Raw genomic sequence first — 15,714 nt, forward strand, 5'->3', positions numbered from 1 at the left:
CTGCGAACGCAGTACGATGACCGGTCGATACTGTCGGCGTCGCGGAGGTCAGGGTGGGGAAGAAGCGTAGGCCGCGGTCGATACCCGTCGTGGTGGTCGCCGGGTTCCTCGGGGCAGGGAAAACTACATTGCTCAACCACTTGCTGCGCAACAACGGTGGCACACGTGTCGGAGTGATCGTCAACGACTTCGGGTCGGTGAACATCGACTCGATGATGGTTGCGGGTCAGGTCGACTCGGTGATGGCGCTCAGCAACGGCTGCATGTGCTGCGCGGTGGACGTGAGCGACATGGACGAGATGCTGAACCGGCTCGCGCACCGCACGGCAGGGATCGACGTCATCGTCGTCGAAGCCAGCGGGCTCGCGGAGCCGCGCAATATGGTTCGGCTCGTCCTCGGCAGCGAGAACCCTTACATCGCATACGGCGGGCTGGTGGTGATGGTCGACGGAGCCGAGTTCCAGAACTGTCGAGAGCGTCATCCAGAACTCGACCAACACATCGCCATCGCGGACCTGATAGTGCTCAACAAGACCGACCGTATCCGTGAAGACGAGCACGACGCTTTGCTCAGCGACGTGCGTCGGATCAATCCACGGGCGGCGGTGACCTCCACTGTCCGGGGAAGGGTGGATCCCGGTCTACTGTTCGACCGGGCGCTGCGCCCCGAACCGCGGCCCGGCGATCAGCTGACGTTCGAGGAACTGCTCGCCGAAGCTGACGACACGTGCGACGCCGACAGCCCCCATGTGCACGCGATGTACCAGAGCGTCACCTTCACGTCGGAGTCGCTGATACACCCGCGTCGGCTCGTCTCTTTCCTCGAGAAGCAGCCCGCCGGCATCTACCGCATCAAGGGCTACGTGTACTTCGGGGGGCAACCCCGCCCGCAGAAGTACCTGCTGCAGGTGGTCGGTGACCACATTGCCTTCCACCCCCAGCGCTCGCGGGCGGGTGAGGTACCTCGCACCGAACTCGTTGCGATCGGCACCGATCTGGACCCGGAGTTGATCGACGGGCTCCTCGGCGGGTGCACGGAGTCGGAAGGCGAGGTCGTCAGCGCCGACGCGATGCTGGGTGTGCACCGCTACACACTCGTCGAGTCGGCGGCTGTGCACCCCTGAACTTCGAAGCTATTCGTGTGGGGGTTCACCCGTGACGACATGATCGGCGTGATTCATTCCCTCACGCACCAGGCGGGCCAGGTGGCCGTCATGGATGCGGTAGATGACACGTCGGCCTTCCTTGCGGGTGTCGACCAGCCCGGTGAAACGCAGCTTGGCCAGATGCTGGCTGACGGCGGTACGGGACGCAGCGCACGCCTCGGTCAGGGCGGTGACATCGGCCTCGCCCCGGGTGAGCAGCCAGAGGATGTGCAGGCGGGTCGGGTCGGCGAGCATGCGGAACGTGGACGTCGCGACGTCGAGCCGCTGCTGATCCGGCGCGACGGGGTGGGTCAGGCTCGCGGACTGTCGTCTCGCTCCGGACACCGGCTTCACCGCTCACACCCTCTCCGCCGGCATCGGCCCGGCGATCGGCTCTGTCCGCGCCGGCCAGGCCCAGGCAGCGACTAGTCCCGCGATTGTAGCGAGAACAGCGAGGGTGATCGCGGCGATCGGCTGTCCTGCCGTGGCCCCCACCCAGCCCGCGATCGTGTAGGTGACGAAGAAGCCGGCATGGGAGAGGGAGAACTGCGCCGTGAACACCGCGCTCCGATTCTCGGGGACGGATCCGTTGCGCAGCAGCCGCGCCGACGGGGTGATGATCAGCGATGTGCCCGCACCCAACGCCAGCCAGATCACCGCGAACACGACCCAGCCTGCACCGCGCCCGGGATCGGCCACCAACAGCGCCACGATTGCCGCGAGACCGATCGGCAAGACGATGGCTCCTGTGAGCATCGCCCTGCGGAGGGGGATCCGGTCGAGCAGGTGCGGCAGCGTCAGCGCGACGAGCATCGAGCCTCCGCCGTAGATGCCGAGTGCAACCGCGACATCCGTGTTCGAACCCTCGAGGAGTTCGTGGACGTAGACGACAGTGTTGACCAGTACCAGTCCGGAAGCGGATGCGACCGCAAGATTCAATGCCAACAGCCCCCGAAGCGTCGGCCGGGCGAACATCATGCGGGCGCCTAGCGTGATCCTGTGCGCCAGGGGAACCGAACGATCCGCCGGCGCGATCACCGGCAGCGCTGTGGTCACCACCAGCAGCGCCGAGATCACGAACCCGGCGACGGTGCCGAGGAACAGGTAGTTGTAAGTCATCACCGTCAGCAACGCCGCGGCCAGGACCGGGCTCAGGAGTGATTCGAGGTCGTAGGCCAGTCGGGACAGGGACAGTCCGCGCGTGTACTGCTTCTCGTCGACCAGGACCGAGGGGATCGTCGACTGGAACGCCGGGGTGAACGTCGCCGACGCCGACTGCAACCCGAAGATCAGTACGTAGATCTGGCACGGCTGATCCACGAACGGCAACAGCAACGCGATCGACGCCCGCACCACATCCGCGCCCACCAGTAGTACCCGCCGCGGCACCCGATCGGTCAACGCCGAGATCACCGGCGCCACAAGCACGTAGGCGACCATCTTGATCGCCAAGGCCGTACCCAGCACCGCACCGGCCCGCGCTCCGGCCAAGTCGTAAGCGAGAAGGCCGAGCGCAACCGTCAGCAAGCCTGTGCCGACGAGTGCGACGACCTGCGCGGCGAACAAGCGGCGGAAGGGGCGATTCCTCAGGACCTCGAGCACCCGAAAACCTCCTCACAAGGCGGGCTACCTGACTCACCATACGCCAATACGTGCGCACATACGCACTCATATCAAGGGGTTCGCCGCGCCCGTTCGGGAGGAGCCGGGCTGGACGGCTAGCGTGGAGCGGTGACCGAACCTTCAGTTTCCGTGTACGACGTCATCCGTCGCCGTCGCGACGTCCGGGCCGAATTCAACGGTGACCTCATCCCGGATGAAACGTTGCAGCGGGTCCTCGGCGCTGCGCACGCCGCGCCGAGTGTCGGGAACACTCAGCCATGGGATTTCATCGTGATCAGGAACCCGGACACCCTCGACTCGTTCGCCCGGCACGTGGCCGGGCGCCGTAAGGCTTTCGCGGACTCCTTGCCGGAGGATCGCCGCAAGACGTTCGATCCCATCAAGATCGAGGGGATCCGGGAGAGCGGCACGGGAATCGTCGTCACCTACGACCCGTCCCGCGGTGGTGAGAACATTCTCGGCCGGCACACGATCGACGACACCGGACTGTTCTCGGTGGTGCTCTCGATCCAGAATCTGTGGCTGGCTGCGGCAGCGGAGAACCTCGGCGTCGGCTGGGTGTCGTTCTACGAGGAGGACTACCTCACCGAATTGCTCGGCATCCCCTCGCCGGTGCGGCCGATCGCGTGGCTGTGCATCGGCGAGGTGGACAAGTTCCAGGAGGTACCCGACCTCGAGCGCTTCGGGTGGCGCAGTCGTCGGGAACTAGAAGACGCGATCCACTGGGAACGCTTCTGAACAGGTCAGCTTCCTTGGCGGCGTGAGCTGACGGCCTGGCTGCCCCCGGTCCTGCGGCGGCCGGCGCCCCGGGAGCGTGGACCCCGGCTGCGTCCCTGGTGGCTCTGCCGCGGATGGCCCCCACTTGCCGGCTTGTCGGGCCTCGGCGTCGGCGCGACGTGCGGAGCCGGTTCGCCGACCAGTCGGATCACGTGCTCGGACTCGGCGGTCACCTGAACCGGGGTGGCTTTGACCGCGGCCTTGCGCATCAGCGCGGACAGATCCTTGCGCTGGTCTGGCAGCACGATCGTGACGACGTCGCCTGCGCTGCCGGCCCGCGCGGTGCGGCCCGAGCGGTGCAGGTACGCCTTGTGTTCGGCGGGCGGATCCACGTGAACGACGAGTTCGACCTCGTCGACGTGGACGCCGCGCGCCGCCACATCGGTGGCGACCAGGACACGAGCGCTGCCGTCCGCGAAGGCGGCCAGGTTCCGGTCGCGCGCATTCTGGGACAGGTTGCCGTGCAGATCGACCGATGGGATGCCCTCGTCGGTGAGCTTGCGCGCGAGCTTGCGGGCCTGGTGTTTGGTGCGCATGAACAGGATTCGCCGACCACGACCCGATGCCAGCTTGTGGACCAGAGCCTTCTTCGCTTCGGTGCCGTTGACCTCGAACACGTGGTGGGTCATCGCGGTAACGGGCGAGTTCGCCTCGTCCACGGAGTGCATTACCTCGTTCTGCAGGAACCGCTTGACGAGCCGGTCGACGCCGTTGTCGAGCGTCGCCGAGAACAGCAGACGCTGGCCGCCCTTCGGGGTCGCCGTGAGGATCCGGGTGACGCCGGGCAGGAACCCGAGGTCGGCCATGTGGTCGGCCTCGTCGAGGATCGTGATCTCGATGTCGTCGAGCGTGACGAAGCCTTGCTTCATCAGGTCCTCGAGCCGGCCCGGGCAGGCGACGACGATGTCGACGCCGCCCTCGAGGGCGCGCACCTGCCGATTCTGCGAGACGCCGCCGAAGATCGTGGTCACCCGCAGCCCGAGCGCGGTCGCCAGCGGCTCGACCGTCGCAGTGATCTGCGTTGCCAGTTCGCGGGTCGGCGCGAGGACAAGTCCTCGGGGCCTGCGCGGACGACGCCGCCCGCCGGCGAGCCGGGCCGCGAGCGGGATCGCGAACGCGAGCGTCTTTCCGCTGCCGGTCTTCCCGCGGCCCAGGACGTCCCGGCCCGCCAGCGTGTCGGGGAGAGTGTCGATCTGGATCGGGAACGGCGCGGTGATCCCTCCGTCGGTGAGGGCCGCAACGATCGGGGTGGGCACACCCAAGGACGCGAACGAGGTCGACTCACCGGACGTTGGGATGACGCCGGAGGTTGGGGTGACACTGTTGGACAAGATTCTCGGTGCCTTTCGAGCATTCATGATGCAGGCGCCGGCGGTCGGAAGTATCCCGATGCACGGCCCGCACAAGGTGGCGACATTGCCGGTCGGCAAGATCGATTGCCGCAGGAAATGCTCGAGCAGGCGCGCGGGCGGCACCCTATCGGGCGTGCGAGCGGTTGCTCGGATCCGGCGCGGAGTGAAGCGTTCTACGACATTGGACGCCCCTCGCGGACCGTCCGGCGCCGCCACCCTACCGGGTCTCGCGGTGCTACCGGGTCGGGGTATCCCGGTCGGCTACAGGCCCACCCACTCAGAGACACCGGTCGCGAAGCGCTGACGTTTCCAGATCGGCACCTCGGCTTTGATCTGTTCGACCAGTTCGGCACATGCCGCGAACGCCTCCGCGCGATGCGGCGCGGCGACCGCCGCGACCAACGCCAGATCCCCGATCGTGAGCTTTCCCACGCGGTGCACGGCGGCGGCCGGCAAACCGGTGCGCTCGGACACTTGCTCGAGGCACTGTCGGAGGAACCGCTCCGCGTCGGGGTGGGCCTGGTACTCGAGCGCGGATACCGACCGACCGTCGTCGTGGTCGCGGACGACGCCGGTGAAGACCACCACGGCCCCGTGCTCGGGTCCGGCCACGGCCGCGTCGACCGCCGCGGGGTCGAGGGGTTCGGCGGAGATGGCCGCCAGCAGTTCACGCATCGTGTGCACCTCCGCCGGCGATCTGCGCGAGCAGATGGTCGAGTAGCGGATCCAGGACCGAGAGCCCGTCCCTCACTCCACCCGGCGACCCCGGCAGGTTGACGATCAATGTCCGGTCGGCCAAGCCGACGATGCCGCGACTGAGCGTCGCGCGGGGCGTCACCTCGGTCCCGCGTCGCCGCATCTCCTCGGCGATCCCGGGCAGCTCCCGGTCCAGCACCGCACGAGTCGCCTCCGGGGTGGCGTCGGTGGGGGAGGCGCCCGTGCCACCCGTGGTGATCACCAGAGCGGGAGAGTTCGAAAGAGCGTCGGCCAGTCCAGCTGCGACATCGGCGTCGGCGTACACCAGCGGCCCGCGGACGGTGAATCCACGACCGGCCAACCAGTCCGCGATCACTGGTCCGGTCGTGTCCGGTCGGGTGCCCCGTGCCCCACCTGTAGAGGCGACTAGCACCGTCGCCGAACCGGGTCGCACGGTGGGTTCCGCCTCGGCTGTCTGCCCGGCCCCTGTCCGTCCAGTCTCTGTCTGTCCAGGCTCATGGCGCAGCCACACCCCGCGCTTGCCACCCTCCTTGGACAGCAGCCGGACACCGTCGAGCGTCGCGGCCGGATCGACCGCCTTCACCATGTCGTGCAGGGTGAGCCCGGCCACTGCGACCGCCGTCAGCGCCTCCATCTCGACACCGGTGGGCCCCTTGGTCTTTGCGGTCGCCTCGATCGTGATCGACGACTCGGTGAAACCGAACTCGACCTTCACCGACGACAGCGCCAGCTGGTGGCAGAGAGGGATCAGCTCGGACGTCTTCTTCGCGCCCGAGATACCGGCGATCCGGGCGGTCGCCAGGACGTCGGCCTTGGGCATCTCGTCGGCCCGCACCAGCGACACCACCTGTGGGGTGGTCATCAGCTCACCGGCGGCGACGGCGACGCGCGTCGTTTCCGCCTTCGCGCTCACGTCCACCATCCGGGCGCGGCCCTCGCCGTCGAGGTGGCTCAGTTCGTTCGTGTTCTGGTCGGTCATGCGTTCCTCGGTCACTAGAGCGGCCACACCTTCACTCGATCACCCGCCGCCAGGGAGGTCGCGTCGGCGGGAATATCCAACAGCACGTCGGCCCACGCCAGGGCAGCCACCAGGTGTGAGCCCGGCCCGGACACCACCTCCACACCCGATGCGGTACGGCGACCACGCAGGAACTGTCGCTTACCGGGCACCGACGTCACGTCGTGGTCGAGAGTCGCCTCCGCGGGAGAGATCGGTGGCAGCCCCGCCGCGCGGCGTAGCAGCGGGCGCACGAACACTTCGAAGGAGACCAGCGTGCTCACCGGGTTACCTGGAAAGGTCAGGACCGGGACCCCGTCCACGACGGCCAGACCCTGCGGTCCGCCCGGTTGCATCGCGATCCGGCCGAATCGGGCACCCAGTTCGGTGAGGACGTCCTTGACCACCTCGTAGTCCCCCATGGACACCCCACCCGACGTGATGACCAGCTCGGCGTGGGCCACCGCACGCCGCAACACCGACCGGAAGGCGTCCGGTTCGTCGCCGCTGCGGTCGACGATCGCGACCTCGGCGCCGTTCGCTCGCGCACTCGCCGCCAGCGCGGCGCCGTTGGAATCGAAGATCTGGCCGGGCCCCGGCGTCGTTCCGGCGTCCACCAGTTCGGCGCCCGTCGTGATTATCGCCACTTTGGGCCGGGTCCGCACCGCCACCGAAGGCAGACCGACCGCCGCGAGCACGCTGATGTGTCGTGGCGCGAGCAGGGTGCCCGATGTCAGCAGGAGCGCCCCGGTGCGGACGTCGCTGCCGCGCTCGCGAACGAACTCGCCCGCCGACCGGGAACGGTACACCGTGACCTTGTCGTCGGAGACTTCTGTATCTTCCACCGGCACAACGGCATCCGCGCCACTCGGCATCACCGCTCCGGTCATGATGCGGACCGCGGTCGCCGCTAGGTGTGCGGCGGGTTCTGCCGGCCCGGCCGGCACCGTAGCGACGATCGGCAGCGTTGCCGGGACGGTCGCGATCGACGCCGAATCGACCGCGAACCCGTCCATCTGTGAGTTCCGGAACAGCGGCAGGTCGATGGGGGAGGAGATGTCGTCGGACAGGACCCGGCCGAGCGCGTCGTCGAGCCGGATCGTCTCGGACGGCCTGGTCAGAAGCGATCCGAGCAGGTCGGACACATCGGCGGCGTGGTCCTCGACGGACCTCGCGGTGCCTGGGTGCCGCTGCTGGTGGGCCATGAGTGCCAATCCTAGGCGGTGTCGGCACCTTGATCAGGCTGCGGAGTTCCGCATGCAGGTAGGTAGCAGGCAGGTTCCCGCGGGCGACTGCATACTGGGGTAGTGACAGCAGCGACACAACAGACGCCTCCGGTGGACCTAGGGCTTCCGTCGGTCCGTGCGTTGTCGCCGTCGGCAGAGACGGCGACGGGGCGTCCAGCGGTGCCCGAACTGGTGGACCAGTTCGGAAGGATTGCCCGTGATCTGAGGGTGTCGCTCACCGAGAAGTGTTCGCTGCGTTGCACGTACTGCATGCCGGTTGAGGGTTTGCCGGAGATACCGCGGCAGCAGTTGCTCAGCGCCGACGAAGTGGTCCGACTGGTCACGATTGCGGTTCACCGCCTCGGGATCCGGGAGGTCCGGTTCACAGGTGGCGAGCCGTTGATGCGCCGCGACCTCGAGGCCATCGTCGCCGGATGCGCCGAGGCGGTGCCCGAGGTGCCGCTGTCGATGACCACCAACGCCGTCGGGCTCGAACACCGGGCCGACGCCCTCACGCGGGCGGGCCTGTCCCGGATCAATGTGTCGCTGGACACCATCGACCGGCACTACTTCGCCGAACTCACCCGACGGGATCGCTTGGACTCGGTGCTCGCCGGGATCCGCGCCGCGCAGGAGGCCGGGCTGACGCCCGTGAAGATCAATGCGGTGCTGATGCCCGAAACCCTTTACGGGGCAGCCGATCTGCTGCAATGGTGCCTCGAATCGGGCTGCGCACTACGGTTTATCGAGCAGATGCCGCTCGACGCAGACCATGTGTGGGCACGTGCGAACATGGTCGACGCACGAACCCTGCTGGATGTGCTCGGTGAACGATTCGACCTGCGCGAGGTCGGCCGCGAGGATTCCTCTGCACCAGCCGAGGAGTGGTTGGTGAACGGCGGACCGGCCACGGTCGGGATCATCGCGTCGGTGACCCGTTCGTTCTGCGGGGACTGCGACCGCACCCGGATCACCGCCCAGGGCACTGTGCGGTCCTGCCTGTTCAGCGATCGCGAGGTGGACTTGCGGGACGCGCTGCGATCCGGCGCCGACGACGAGGAACTCGCCGGGTTGTGGCGGGCCGCGATGTGGAACAAGTCGGCCGGGCACGGCATCAACGCAGCGGGATTCGTTCCCCCGCAACGCAGTATGGGAGCAATCGGTGGCTGAAGCAGTCACGGTCCGCGCGGTCGAGGTCCGGTATTTCGCGGCGGCGGCGGAGGCCGCGGACCGCACCGAGGAGACGCTCACGCTGCCCGCGAACGCCGATCTCGGCCAGTTGCGAACGGCGCTGATCGAGCGCTACGGCCGACGGATGGAGAAGATTCTCACAGTCTCGGCGTACCTGGTCGACTCCGAACTCACCCGTGACCTCACCTGCGCCGTCGGCGCCCAGGTGGACGTGTTGCCACCCTTCGCCGGAGGGTAGCGGGCGCTACAGCGCTGGAGGGTAGCGGGCGCTACAGCGTTGCCTGCCACCACGTGTCGAGCGGGGTCACCGGTACGGCCCGCTTGTGGCGGGTGTTGCGGTACATCGATTCGAGCTTGTCGGCGACCTCCGAGTCGACCGCCTTGCCCTCGAGGTAGTCGTCGATCTGCCGGTAGGTCACACCGAGCGCGACCTCGTCGGGTAGCGAAGGACGGTTGTCCTCGAGGTCCGCGGTCGGCACCTTCTGCCATGTGCTCTCGGGAGCCCCGAGTTCGCGCAGCAGCGTGGCTCCCTGTCGTTTGGTAAGGCCAGTGAGTGGGGTGACGTCGACGCCGCCGTCGCCGTACTTGGTGAAGAACCCGGTGAGCGCCTCGGCCGCGTGGTCGGTACCGACGACGAGATATCCGAGTTCGCCCGCGATCGCATACTGGATCATCATCCGTTCGCGCGCTTTGATGTTGCCGCGCACGAAGTCTCGCAATCGATCCCCGTCCTCGAGTAGATCGTGCATCGCCTCCGACGCCTCGGCGATCGTCGCGTCCGCCCCCGGCTTCACGTTCACTGTCAGCGACCGGTCCGGGGCGATGAACTTCAACGACACCTGGGCGTCGTCCTCGTCGAACTGGCTACCGTACGGCAGGCGCACCGCGATGAACTCGGCCGTGTCTCCTTCTGCACGCAATTCCTCGGCGGCCAGCTGCGTCAGTCGGCCCGTCAGGGTGCTGTCCTGTCCGCCGCTGATTCCGAGCACGAAGCCCCTCGCCGGGGTCGAACGCAGGTAGTCCTTGAGGAACTGCACGCGCCTGCGGATCTCGGTGGCCGGGTCGATCTCCGACACGACGCCAAGTTCCTCGATGATCTGTGCTCGTGGAATCGCCATGGCAGAACTGTAGCGAGCACAAGTCGGGGGTGCACAGGCGTGGATTGCGCGGCAGAATGTGACCCGGGCGCACGACCGGCGCCGGACCAGACTCGGGGAGACCGTCATGAGCAGCACCGGAGTCCTTGTCGTGAGCGCCACCGAGGGGGAAGCCGCGTACGTCCCCGACGGCCTCGACATCGTGGTCACCAGGATGGGCAAGGTGGCGGCCGCGGTCGCCGTGACCCGCGCACTCGCGCAGTATCCGCCGGAGAACCTGCCCCTCGTCATCAACATCGGCACCGCTGGTGCGCTGCACCCGCACCACAGCGGTCTGTTCGTCCCCTCCAAGGTGCTCAACCACGACATCAGCAGTGAGATCCTGCTGAGCGCCCTGCACCACAAGGTCGTCGACGACATCGACCTCGATGGCGGTGATGGCACTGTCCTCGCGACCGGCGACACGTATATCACCGACGAGAAGGCCCGGGACGCCCTGGCTGCGCGTGCCGACCTGGTCGATATGGAGGGTTTTCCGATCGCCTTCGCGTGTGCGCAGTTCGGCGCCCGGTGCCGGCTGGTCAAGTACGTCAGCGACCATGCCGACGACTCCGCGATGGACTGGCTGCAGCAGGTAGATGCCAGCGCACGCGCGCTCGGGGCCTGGCTCGAGCAGGAACTCGAGCGGGACTAGTCCGGATTACTCGCCGCGCAGCCCCAGCCCGTATCCGTCGGGGCCCGTCAGTCTCATCGCGCCTCCGTTCACCGAGTACGCCACCTCGCCGCGCAGCACGTGAACTACGGACTGCGCGACTTCGGCTACGTCGGCGGAGCAGGCCGTCTGGGTGGTCGACAGCCGACCGAAAGTGATCGTGTCGTCACCGACGTGGGCCGAACCGCTGAGGCGTCCGCAACCGGTCGAACCCGTCACCCGGTCATCCGGGGTGATCGTCAGGTTCGGAGCCGCGGTCTCGAGCGCGGCGGACATCGTGATCGCGTCGGGGCTGATCAATGTGTCGACCACCCACGTCGTACCTACGACCGGCCGATCCGGGTCGGCGGCAACCTTGTTCTCGAGGGTTATGGTCACTCCGGGTGAGGACAGGATGAGGACGCCGTCCTCGGTGAGCGTCCACTCGGGTTCCGAGGCGAACAGGTCGATCATCCATGTGTCTGCGTCGGCGAGTTCCCCGTCGCACGCCATCTGCGTCGTCGCGATCGGACCGGTCCTGACGACCCCGCCGGACAGGTTGACGCTGCTCACGCCGCGGTTGCATCCCGCGGACATCGCGATCTGGCCCCGTTCCGGGAATGCGACCTCGAGCGGGCCACTGCCAGGGATCGTCGTGCCGGTCACCGAGGTGGACACGAACGTCCGTCCCCACAGCCCATCGGCCGGAGACACGGGGGCCACCGGCACCATGGTGCCGGTGGGTGTGGTCTCGCCAGTGCCCGGGGGACTCTCCGCGGCGCCACCGCATGCATTCAGCGCCGCAGCGGACAGCAGGACGAGAACGACCAGCAGCGTGCGCATGGCCACACCCTAGTAGCCGGACGCGCCGCGGGCGATCCGTCGTACGAGGTCTTCCCACCCGTCGGCAATGCGTGCGAGCGACATCCCGAGGACACGCATCTGGTGCAGGACCAGACTGGCCTCGAGTGAGGCGAGCAGCGCGCTAGCGAGCAGTTCTATATCTCCGTCGACCCCGGCGTCGGTGAGCAGTTTCTCGAGGTGCCGCAGACTCACCGCGCGCGCCGGACTCGAGAACCTGGACTCGCGGGAGTCCTCGGCCGCGCGCAGCACTTCGCCCTGCACCGTGACCATGTCGAGGCGGGCCCGGCCGAACGCGACGAGCCGGACGATTGCGTCCGCGTCCGGGCCGAGAGGCGGCGGGCCGAACATGAACGCCTGCTGTAGTGCGCGTTCGGTGCGGTCGAGCAGCGCATTCATGAGGCCGGCGCGATTGCCGAACCGCCGGAACACGGTGCCCTTGCCGACGCCGGCTCTCGCGGCGACGGCCTCCATCGTCACCGCGTCGGCGCCCAGCTCGGAGACCAGATCGGCCGCCGCGTCGAGGAGCAGCTTCCGGTTGCGGGCAGCGTCACATCGCTCGGGGATCTCGGCATCCACCAGCGGAAGTTGCGGCAGCGGGCTGTTCACGTGAGGAATCGTAGCCCAAGGGGAATACAAGTGGACCGCGGTCCGTTTTCTTGCTATATCTGTTCCCGAGTCACCGACCGCACCACGAAGGAAGCCTCGAATCATGTCCCAGACCCGCGTACTCGTTCTCGTCGGCAGCCTTCGCTCCGGCTCCGTCAACCGTCAGATCGCAGAGACCGCAGCGGCGGTCGCACCCGAGGGCGCTGAGCTCACGATTTTCGAGGGCCTCGGCGACGTGCCCTTCTACAACGAGGACATCGACGTCCCCGGTGCCGCGATCGCCGGTGCCGACGAGCTCCGTGCCGCTGCCTCCGAGGCCGACGCCCTGCTTCTGGTTACACCCGAGTACAACGGCACCATTCCCGCAGTCCTGAAGAACGCCATCGACTGGCTTTCGCGCCCATACGGTTCCGGTGCAGTTGCGAACAAGCCGGTCGCCGTGATCAGCGCTTCCCCGAGCCGAAACGGGGCCAAGTGGGCGCACGACGATGCCCGCAAGTCGCTCCGCATCGCTGGCGGCACGGTTGTGGATGCCGAGCTGTCGATCGGCAGCACCAGCCACAAGCTCGGCGAGCAGCACCCGCGGGAGAACGCCGGGGTCGCGCGGGAAGTCGGCAAACTCGTCCGCGCCCTTGTCGCGGCGTCCGGGCAGCTCGTCAACGCCTGATCCCGTCGGGCGAGGTACGGCATCGTCCTCAGCCGGTCCCTGTGATTCTCCCGCCTACTGTGTGGAGCACGACCACGTCGGGCGACCACGGAAGCAGACCGTCCACCGTGTCCTGCAACTCCGTGAGAGGCGGAAGCAATTCGGGGCTGAGAATGCTCACGGTGGCGGTGTTTCCGTGGAGGGTCACGTCGGTGACCACCGCACCGGGAACGTCGCCGATCCACTGTCGAGCCGCGGTCGAAATCTGCTCTGTCCATATCGAGGACATCGAGTTGACGATCATCGGTACGGCCACGACGACCAGAGCCACCGCGAGGACCAGGTATGCGTAGCCGCGACGCGTTCGGAACTTGCCGGCGGCCCGGGCGTAGCCGGCGGAAACGAACACCAGCGTGGAGGTGATGATCATCGCGAGGACGTTCGACGCGAACAGCACACCGGCGCCCATCGCGAGGCCGGGGGCGCCCGACCCGAGGCACACCCCGATGACGGCGAGTGGCGGAACGAGGGATATGGCAATAGCCACCCCCGGCAGCACGTCGCCGACGTCACGCCGGGTGACGGCGATAGCACCGACCAGTCCGGTGGCGAGTGCGGCGAGCAGGTCCATCAGTGTGGGCGACGTCCGTCCCAACACCTGTGAATTGGTCAGCACGTTCAGTGGATTCGGTAAGAACTGGGCGAATACGAAGCCCAGTGCGGTCACGACCGCCACCCCGGCCACCACGGTCAAGACGGAGCGTCCGATGAGCCCGGCGGCGCCGGTCGTGATGCCCAGACCGATGCCGAGGATGGGCGTCGACAGGGGTGCGACGATCATGGCGCCGATGACGGTCGCCGTCGAGTCGCCGATGACGCCCGCGACTGCGATGACTCCGGAGAGCACCAGCTTGGTCCAGAACGCGGAACGCTTGGCGGACGCATCACCTACCGCCAGGTCGAGTCCGTCCGCCAGTTCCTCGGGTGTTCGACGCTGGCTCGCCGGTACGAGTACTCCCATGTGATACCCGCTCGTCTACTTCGAAGTGAAGACACACGGACATACAGCAGTCAGGGCATAGAGCAGTCAGGACGTGAAGCAGTGAAGACACACGGTAGTACCGACGTCGCACGGATCAGTGGATATCCGCGAATGTGAGCGCTGCCGGGTTCCGGCTCAGAGGCCGGCGTCCTCCATCGCCGCGTCGACGGCGTCGCGCAGCGAGTCGAAGTCCCCGCCCGCGGCGAGGGCTGCCGTCTGCGCCGCCTCGATCTGCCCCCGCACTTTCTCGTACCGTGCGGTCCACGCCTCCTTGTCTGCGCGCCAGTAGCCCATGACGTCGTACCGGTCGGACGACCAGCCCAGACTGTGCCGAAGCCAGCGGCGCACCTCGCGCGACAGTCCGGCCTCGCCCGCGAACCAGACGTAGCCCGGACCGTCGGGACAGGTCCACTCCCGGGCGGCGTCGGCCAGGGCGCTCGGCCCCACGCCGTTACCTGAGCCGTGCAGCCACGTGTACGTGACGTCGGCCGCGGTCTCCGGGCACTGTTCGTCGTCGGCGGTGGTGACCTCTGCGATGACGTGCACGCGGACTCCGGATGCGAGTTCCTCGACGATGCGGCCGACCGCGGGCAGCGCGGTCATGTCGGCAATCAAGAGTTGCCAGGCTGCGTCGTCGGGCGGCCGGTACCAGCCTGACGCCGTCGTGACCCCGAGGACCTGGCCTGGCCGGGCCTGTAGTGCCCACCGCACGGCCGCGCCACTGCCGTGGACCACGAAGTCGATGTCCATCTCGCGGGTTTCCGAGTTCCAGTGCCGCACGGTGAAACTGCGCATCTCCGGCCGGTGCCCGTCGACGGGGTAGTCCCAGGTGCCTCCGATCGATTGCGGCGCGGGAGGGCGGCTCTCGCCGTCGGCTGGGAACACCACGAGCAGACGCTCGTCCGCATCCCCGCTCGAGACGAACCGGGTGAGGTCGCCGCCGGACAGTGTGATTCGCAGCATGTTGGGCGTGATGCGCGCTACACGCGACACCGGTGCGAAGTAGTAGGGGTTCGCATTCGAGGGCACGTCCAACCCTGGCACACGCCGGGTGACCGCGACGCTCTCGGTACCGCGGCGCAGGGGTGGCGTAGACACAGACGTACGGGTGCGCATTGGCGCCGACGCACGGGTGCGCATTGGCGCCGACGCACGGGTGCGCTGGTCGCCGGCGCGCAGATGCAGATGTGGCGTAAATCACGAAGAAAATGTGACCTGCGACACGCTGGCGAGTGGCTCTCAGAGGGGTGCCGACCTGGGAATTTCAAGCGTGTTACTCACAAGATCTCGGGTTATGCGCTTCTGTCGGCCACAAGGTGTAGTGTCTAGACAGCCGGGAGGGCACCACGGGAACGAGTTGGATCCCGGGCTTGAAAACGGGCCCTGCTCACGGCGTAGAGACTGCACAAACCCAAGCTCGTCACGCTCGCTAGGCCATTGGAAAGAGGGACCATCATGAGCATCACCGTCTACACCAAGCCCGCCTGCGTTCAGTGCAATGCCACCTACCGTGCTCTCGACAAGGTCGGTCTCGACTACGAGGTCGTCGACATCTCCGAGAACCCTGAGGCCCGCGACTACGTGATGGCCCTGGGGTACCTCCAGGCCCCCGTCGTGGTGGCCGGTGACGATCACTGGTCGGGCTTCCGTCCGGACCGCATCAAATCCCTTGCCGCAAGCGCCGCCTGAAGCGGCGGGGAGTGCGGCCGCGGGGTCTGATCCACGCTCGATCGAAAATGG

The 15,714-nt window shown here is 67.5% G+C and carries 18 protein-coding genes; 7 read left to right on the top strand and 11 right to left on the bottom strand.

Features of this window, described 5'->3' with window-relative positions; all coding sequences use genetic code 11:
- The first annotated feature begins 53 nt into the window (after positions 1 to 53).
- A complete protein-coding gene (locus tag EF834_RS06385; protein WP_127946372.1) occupies positions 54 to 1,124 on the top strand; it encodes a CobW family GTP-binding protein in 1,071 nt (356 codons plus the stop codon).
- 9 nt (positions 1,125 to 1,133) lie between these two features.
- Here EF834_RS06385 and EF834_RS06390 read toward each other — a convergent pair whose 3' ends face one another.
- Entirely contained in the window at positions 1,134 to 1,499 is a 366-nt protein-coding gene (locus EF834_RS06390) for an ArsR/SmtB family transcription factor (RefSeq protein WP_206615190.1), read from the bottom strand.
- Positions 1,500 to 1,502: 3 nt separating this feature from the next.
- Positions 1,503 to 2,747, bottom strand: coding sequence for an MFS transporter (locus tag EF834_RS06395; RefSeq protein WP_127946373.1), 1,245 nt, complete (start codon positions 2,745 to 2,747; stop codon positions 1,503 to 1,505).
- 129 nt (positions 2,748 to 2,876) lie between these two features.
- Here EF834_RS06395 and bluB point away from each other — a divergent pair, with 129 nt between their 5' ends.
- Positions 2,877 to 3,506 (top strand): 5,6-dimethylbenzimidazole synthase, encoded by a 630-nt coding sequence (gene bluB / locus EF834_RS06400; protein WP_127946374.1) that lies wholly within the window; start codon positions 2,877 to 2,879, stop codon positions 3,504 to 3,506.
- Positions 3,507 to 3,511: 5 nt separating this feature from the next.
- On the opposite strand, the gene EF834_RS06405 is transcribed toward bluB, so the two are convergent.
- The 4 genes from EF834_RS06405 to EF834_RS06420 all read right to left on the bottom strand — a co-directional run bounded on the left by EF834_RS06405 (position 3,512) and on the right by EF834_RS06420 (position 7,816).
- Positions 3,512 to 4,906, bottom strand: coding sequence for a DEAD/DEAH box helicase (locus tag EF834_RS06405; RefSeq protein ID WP_235871053.1), 1,395 nt, complete (start codon positions 4,904 to 4,906; stop codon positions 3,512 to 3,514).
- A gap of 252 nt (positions 4,907 to 5,158) precedes the next feature.
- Positions 5,159 to 5,572: a molybdenum cofactor biosynthesis protein MoaE gene (locus EF834_RS06410; RefSeq protein WP_127946375.1), complete on the bottom strand. Its 414-nt coding sequence runs from the start codon at positions 5,570 to 5,572 to the stop codon at positions 5,159 to 5,161.
- The gene (moaCB, locus tag EF834_RS06415) at positions 5,565 to 6,593 is read right to left on the bottom strand and encodes a bifunctional molybdenum cofactor biosynthesis protein MoaC/MoaB (protein WP_127946376.1); all 1,029 of its coding nucleotides are present in this window, start codon (positions 6,591 to 6,593) and stop codon (positions 5,565 to 5,567) included. Before moaCB ends, EF834_RS06410 begins: the two co-directional genes overlap by 8 nt.
- Positions 6,594 to 6,607: 14 nt before the next feature.
- Complete coding sequence (locus EF834_RS06420; RefSeq protein ID WP_127946377.1) at positions 6,608 to 7,816, bottom strand: molybdopterin molybdotransferase MoeA; 1,209 nt, start codon at positions 7,814 to 7,816, stop codon at positions 6,608 to 6,610.
- A gap of 132 nt (positions 7,817 to 7,948) precedes the next feature.
- Between EF834_RS06420 and moaA the strand changes: the two genes are divergently transcribed.
- Together moaA and EF834_RS06430 are read left to right on the top strand one after the other, a co-directional pair.
- On the top strand, positions 7,949 to 9,007 hold the full coding sequence (moaA, locus tag EF834_RS06425; RefSeq protein WP_127946724.1) for a GTP 3',8-cyclase MoaA: 1,059 nt from the start codon (positions 7,949 to 7,951) through the stop codon (positions 9,005 to 9,007).
- Positions 9,000 to 9,266, top strand: coding sequence for a MoaD/ThiS family protein (locus EF834_RS06430; RefSeq protein WP_127946378.1), 267 nt, complete (start codon positions 9,000 to 9,002; stop codon positions 9,264 to 9,266). Before moaA ends, EF834_RS06430 begins: the two co-directional genes overlap by 8 nt.
- A gap of 31 nt (positions 9,267 to 9,297) precedes the next feature.
- Here EF834_RS06430 and nadE read toward each other — a convergent pair whose 3' ends face one another.
- Complete coding sequence (gene nadE / locus EF834_RS06435) at positions 9,298 to 10,146, bottom strand: ammonia-dependent NAD(+) synthetase (RefSeq protein ID WP_127946379.1); 849 nt, start codon at positions 10,144 to 10,146, stop codon at positions 9,298 to 9,300.
- Between the two features lie 106 nt (positions 10,147 to 10,252).
- Here nadE and EF834_RS06440 point away from each other — a divergent pair, with 106 nt between their 5' ends.
- Entirely contained in the window at positions 10,253 to 10,819 is a 567-nt protein-coding gene (locus EF834_RS06440; protein ID WP_127946380.1) for a nucleosidase, read from the top strand.
- Positions 10,820 to 10,825: 6 nt separating this feature from the next.
- On the opposite strand, the gene EF834_RS06445 is transcribed toward EF834_RS06440, so the two are convergent.
- Positions 10,826 to 11,659 carry an META domain-containing protein gene (locus EF834_RS06445; protein ID WP_127946381.1) on the bottom strand — a complete coding sequence of 278 codons (834 nt, stop codon included), beginning with the start codon at positions 11,657 to 11,659 and terminating at the stop codon, positions 10,826 to 10,828.
- 9 nt (positions 11,660 to 11,668) lie between these two features.
- Positions 11,669 to 12,286 carry a TetR/AcrR family transcriptional regulator gene (locus tag EF834_RS06450; RefSeq protein ID WP_235871024.1) on the bottom strand — a complete coding sequence of 206 codons (618 nt, stop codon included), beginning with the start codon at positions 12,284 to 12,286 and terminating at the stop codon, positions 11,669 to 11,671.
- A gap of 103 nt (positions 12,287 to 12,389) precedes the next feature.
- On the opposite strand from EF834_RS06450, the gene EF834_RS06455 reads away from it, so the two are divergent.
- Positions 12,390 to 12,953, top strand: a complete 564-nt coding sequence (locus EF834_RS06455) for an NADPH-dependent FMN reductase (protein WP_127946383.1) — start codon at positions 12,390 to 12,392, stop codon at positions 12,951 to 12,953.
- Between the two features lie 28 nt (positions 12,954 to 12,981).
- On the opposite strand, the gene EF834_RS06460 is transcribed toward EF834_RS06455, so the two are convergent.
- Both EF834_RS06460 and EF834_RS06465 read right to left on the bottom strand, forming a co-directional pair.
- A complete protein-coding gene (locus EF834_RS06460; protein ID WP_127946384.1) occupies positions 12,982 to 13,953 on the bottom strand; it encodes a TIGR00341 family protein in 972 nt (323 codons plus the stop codon).
- Positions 13,954 to 14,109: 156 nt separating this feature from the next.
- The gene (locus EF834_RS06465) at positions 14,110 to 15,003 is read right to left on the bottom strand and encodes a siderophore-interacting protein (RefSeq protein ID WP_127946725.1); all 894 of its coding nucleotides are present in this window, start codon (positions 15,001 to 15,003) and stop codon (positions 14,110 to 14,112) included.
- A 426-nt stretch (positions 15,004 to 15,429) separates the two neighbouring features.
- On the opposite strand from EF834_RS06465, the gene EF834_RS06470 reads away from it, so the two are divergent.
- Positions 15,430 to 15,663 carry a redoxin NrdH gene (locus EF834_RS06470; protein WP_127946385.1) on the top strand — a complete coding sequence of 78 codons (234 nt, stop codon included), beginning with the start codon at positions 15,430 to 15,432 and terminating at the stop codon, positions 15,661 to 15,663.
- Positions 15,664 to 15,714 lie beyond the last annotated feature (51 nt).

Source organism: Rhodococcus spongiicola (genome assembly GCF_004011835.1).
Taxonomy (GTDB): Bacteria; Actinomycetota; Actinomycetes; order Mycobacteriales; family Mycobacteriaceae; genus Prescottella; species Prescottella spongiicola.

Coding starts and splice junctions, on each gene's coding strand:
- EF834_RS06410 (WP_127946375.1), bottom strand. CDS start 5,572: ATGCGTGAACTGCTGGCGGCCATCTCCGCCGAACCCCTCGACCCCGCG.
- moaCB (WP_127946376.1), bottom strand. CDS start 6,593: ATGACCGACCAGAACACGAACGAACTGAGCCACCTCGACGGCGAGGGC.
- EF834_RS06420 (WP_127946377.1), bottom strand. CDS start 7,816: ATGGCCCACCAGCAGCGGCACCCAGGCACCGCGAGGTCCGTCGAGGAC.
- nadE (WP_127946379.1), bottom strand. CDS start 10,146: ATGGCGATTCCACGAGCACAGATCATCGAGGAACTTGGCGTCGTGTCG.
- EF834_RS06440 (WP_127946380.1), top strand. CDS start 10,253: ATGAGCAGCACCGGAGTCCTTGTCGTGAGCGCCACCGAGGGGGAAGCC.
- EF834_RS06445 (WP_127946381.1), bottom strand. CDS start 11,659: ATGCGCACGCTGCTGGTCGTTCTCGTCCTGCTGTCCGCTGCGGCGCTG.
- EF834_RS06455 (WP_127946383.1), top strand. CDS start 12,390: ATGTCCCAGACCCGCGTACTCGTTCTCGTCGGCAGCCTTCGCTCCGGC.
- EF834_RS06460 (WP_127946384.1), bottom strand. CDS start 13,953: ATGGGAGTACTCGTACCGGCGAGCCAGCGTCGAACACCCGAGGAACTG.
- EF834_RS06470 (WP_127946385.1), top strand. CDS start 15,430: ATGAGCATCACCGTCTACACCAAGCCCGCCTGCGTTCAGTGCAATGCC.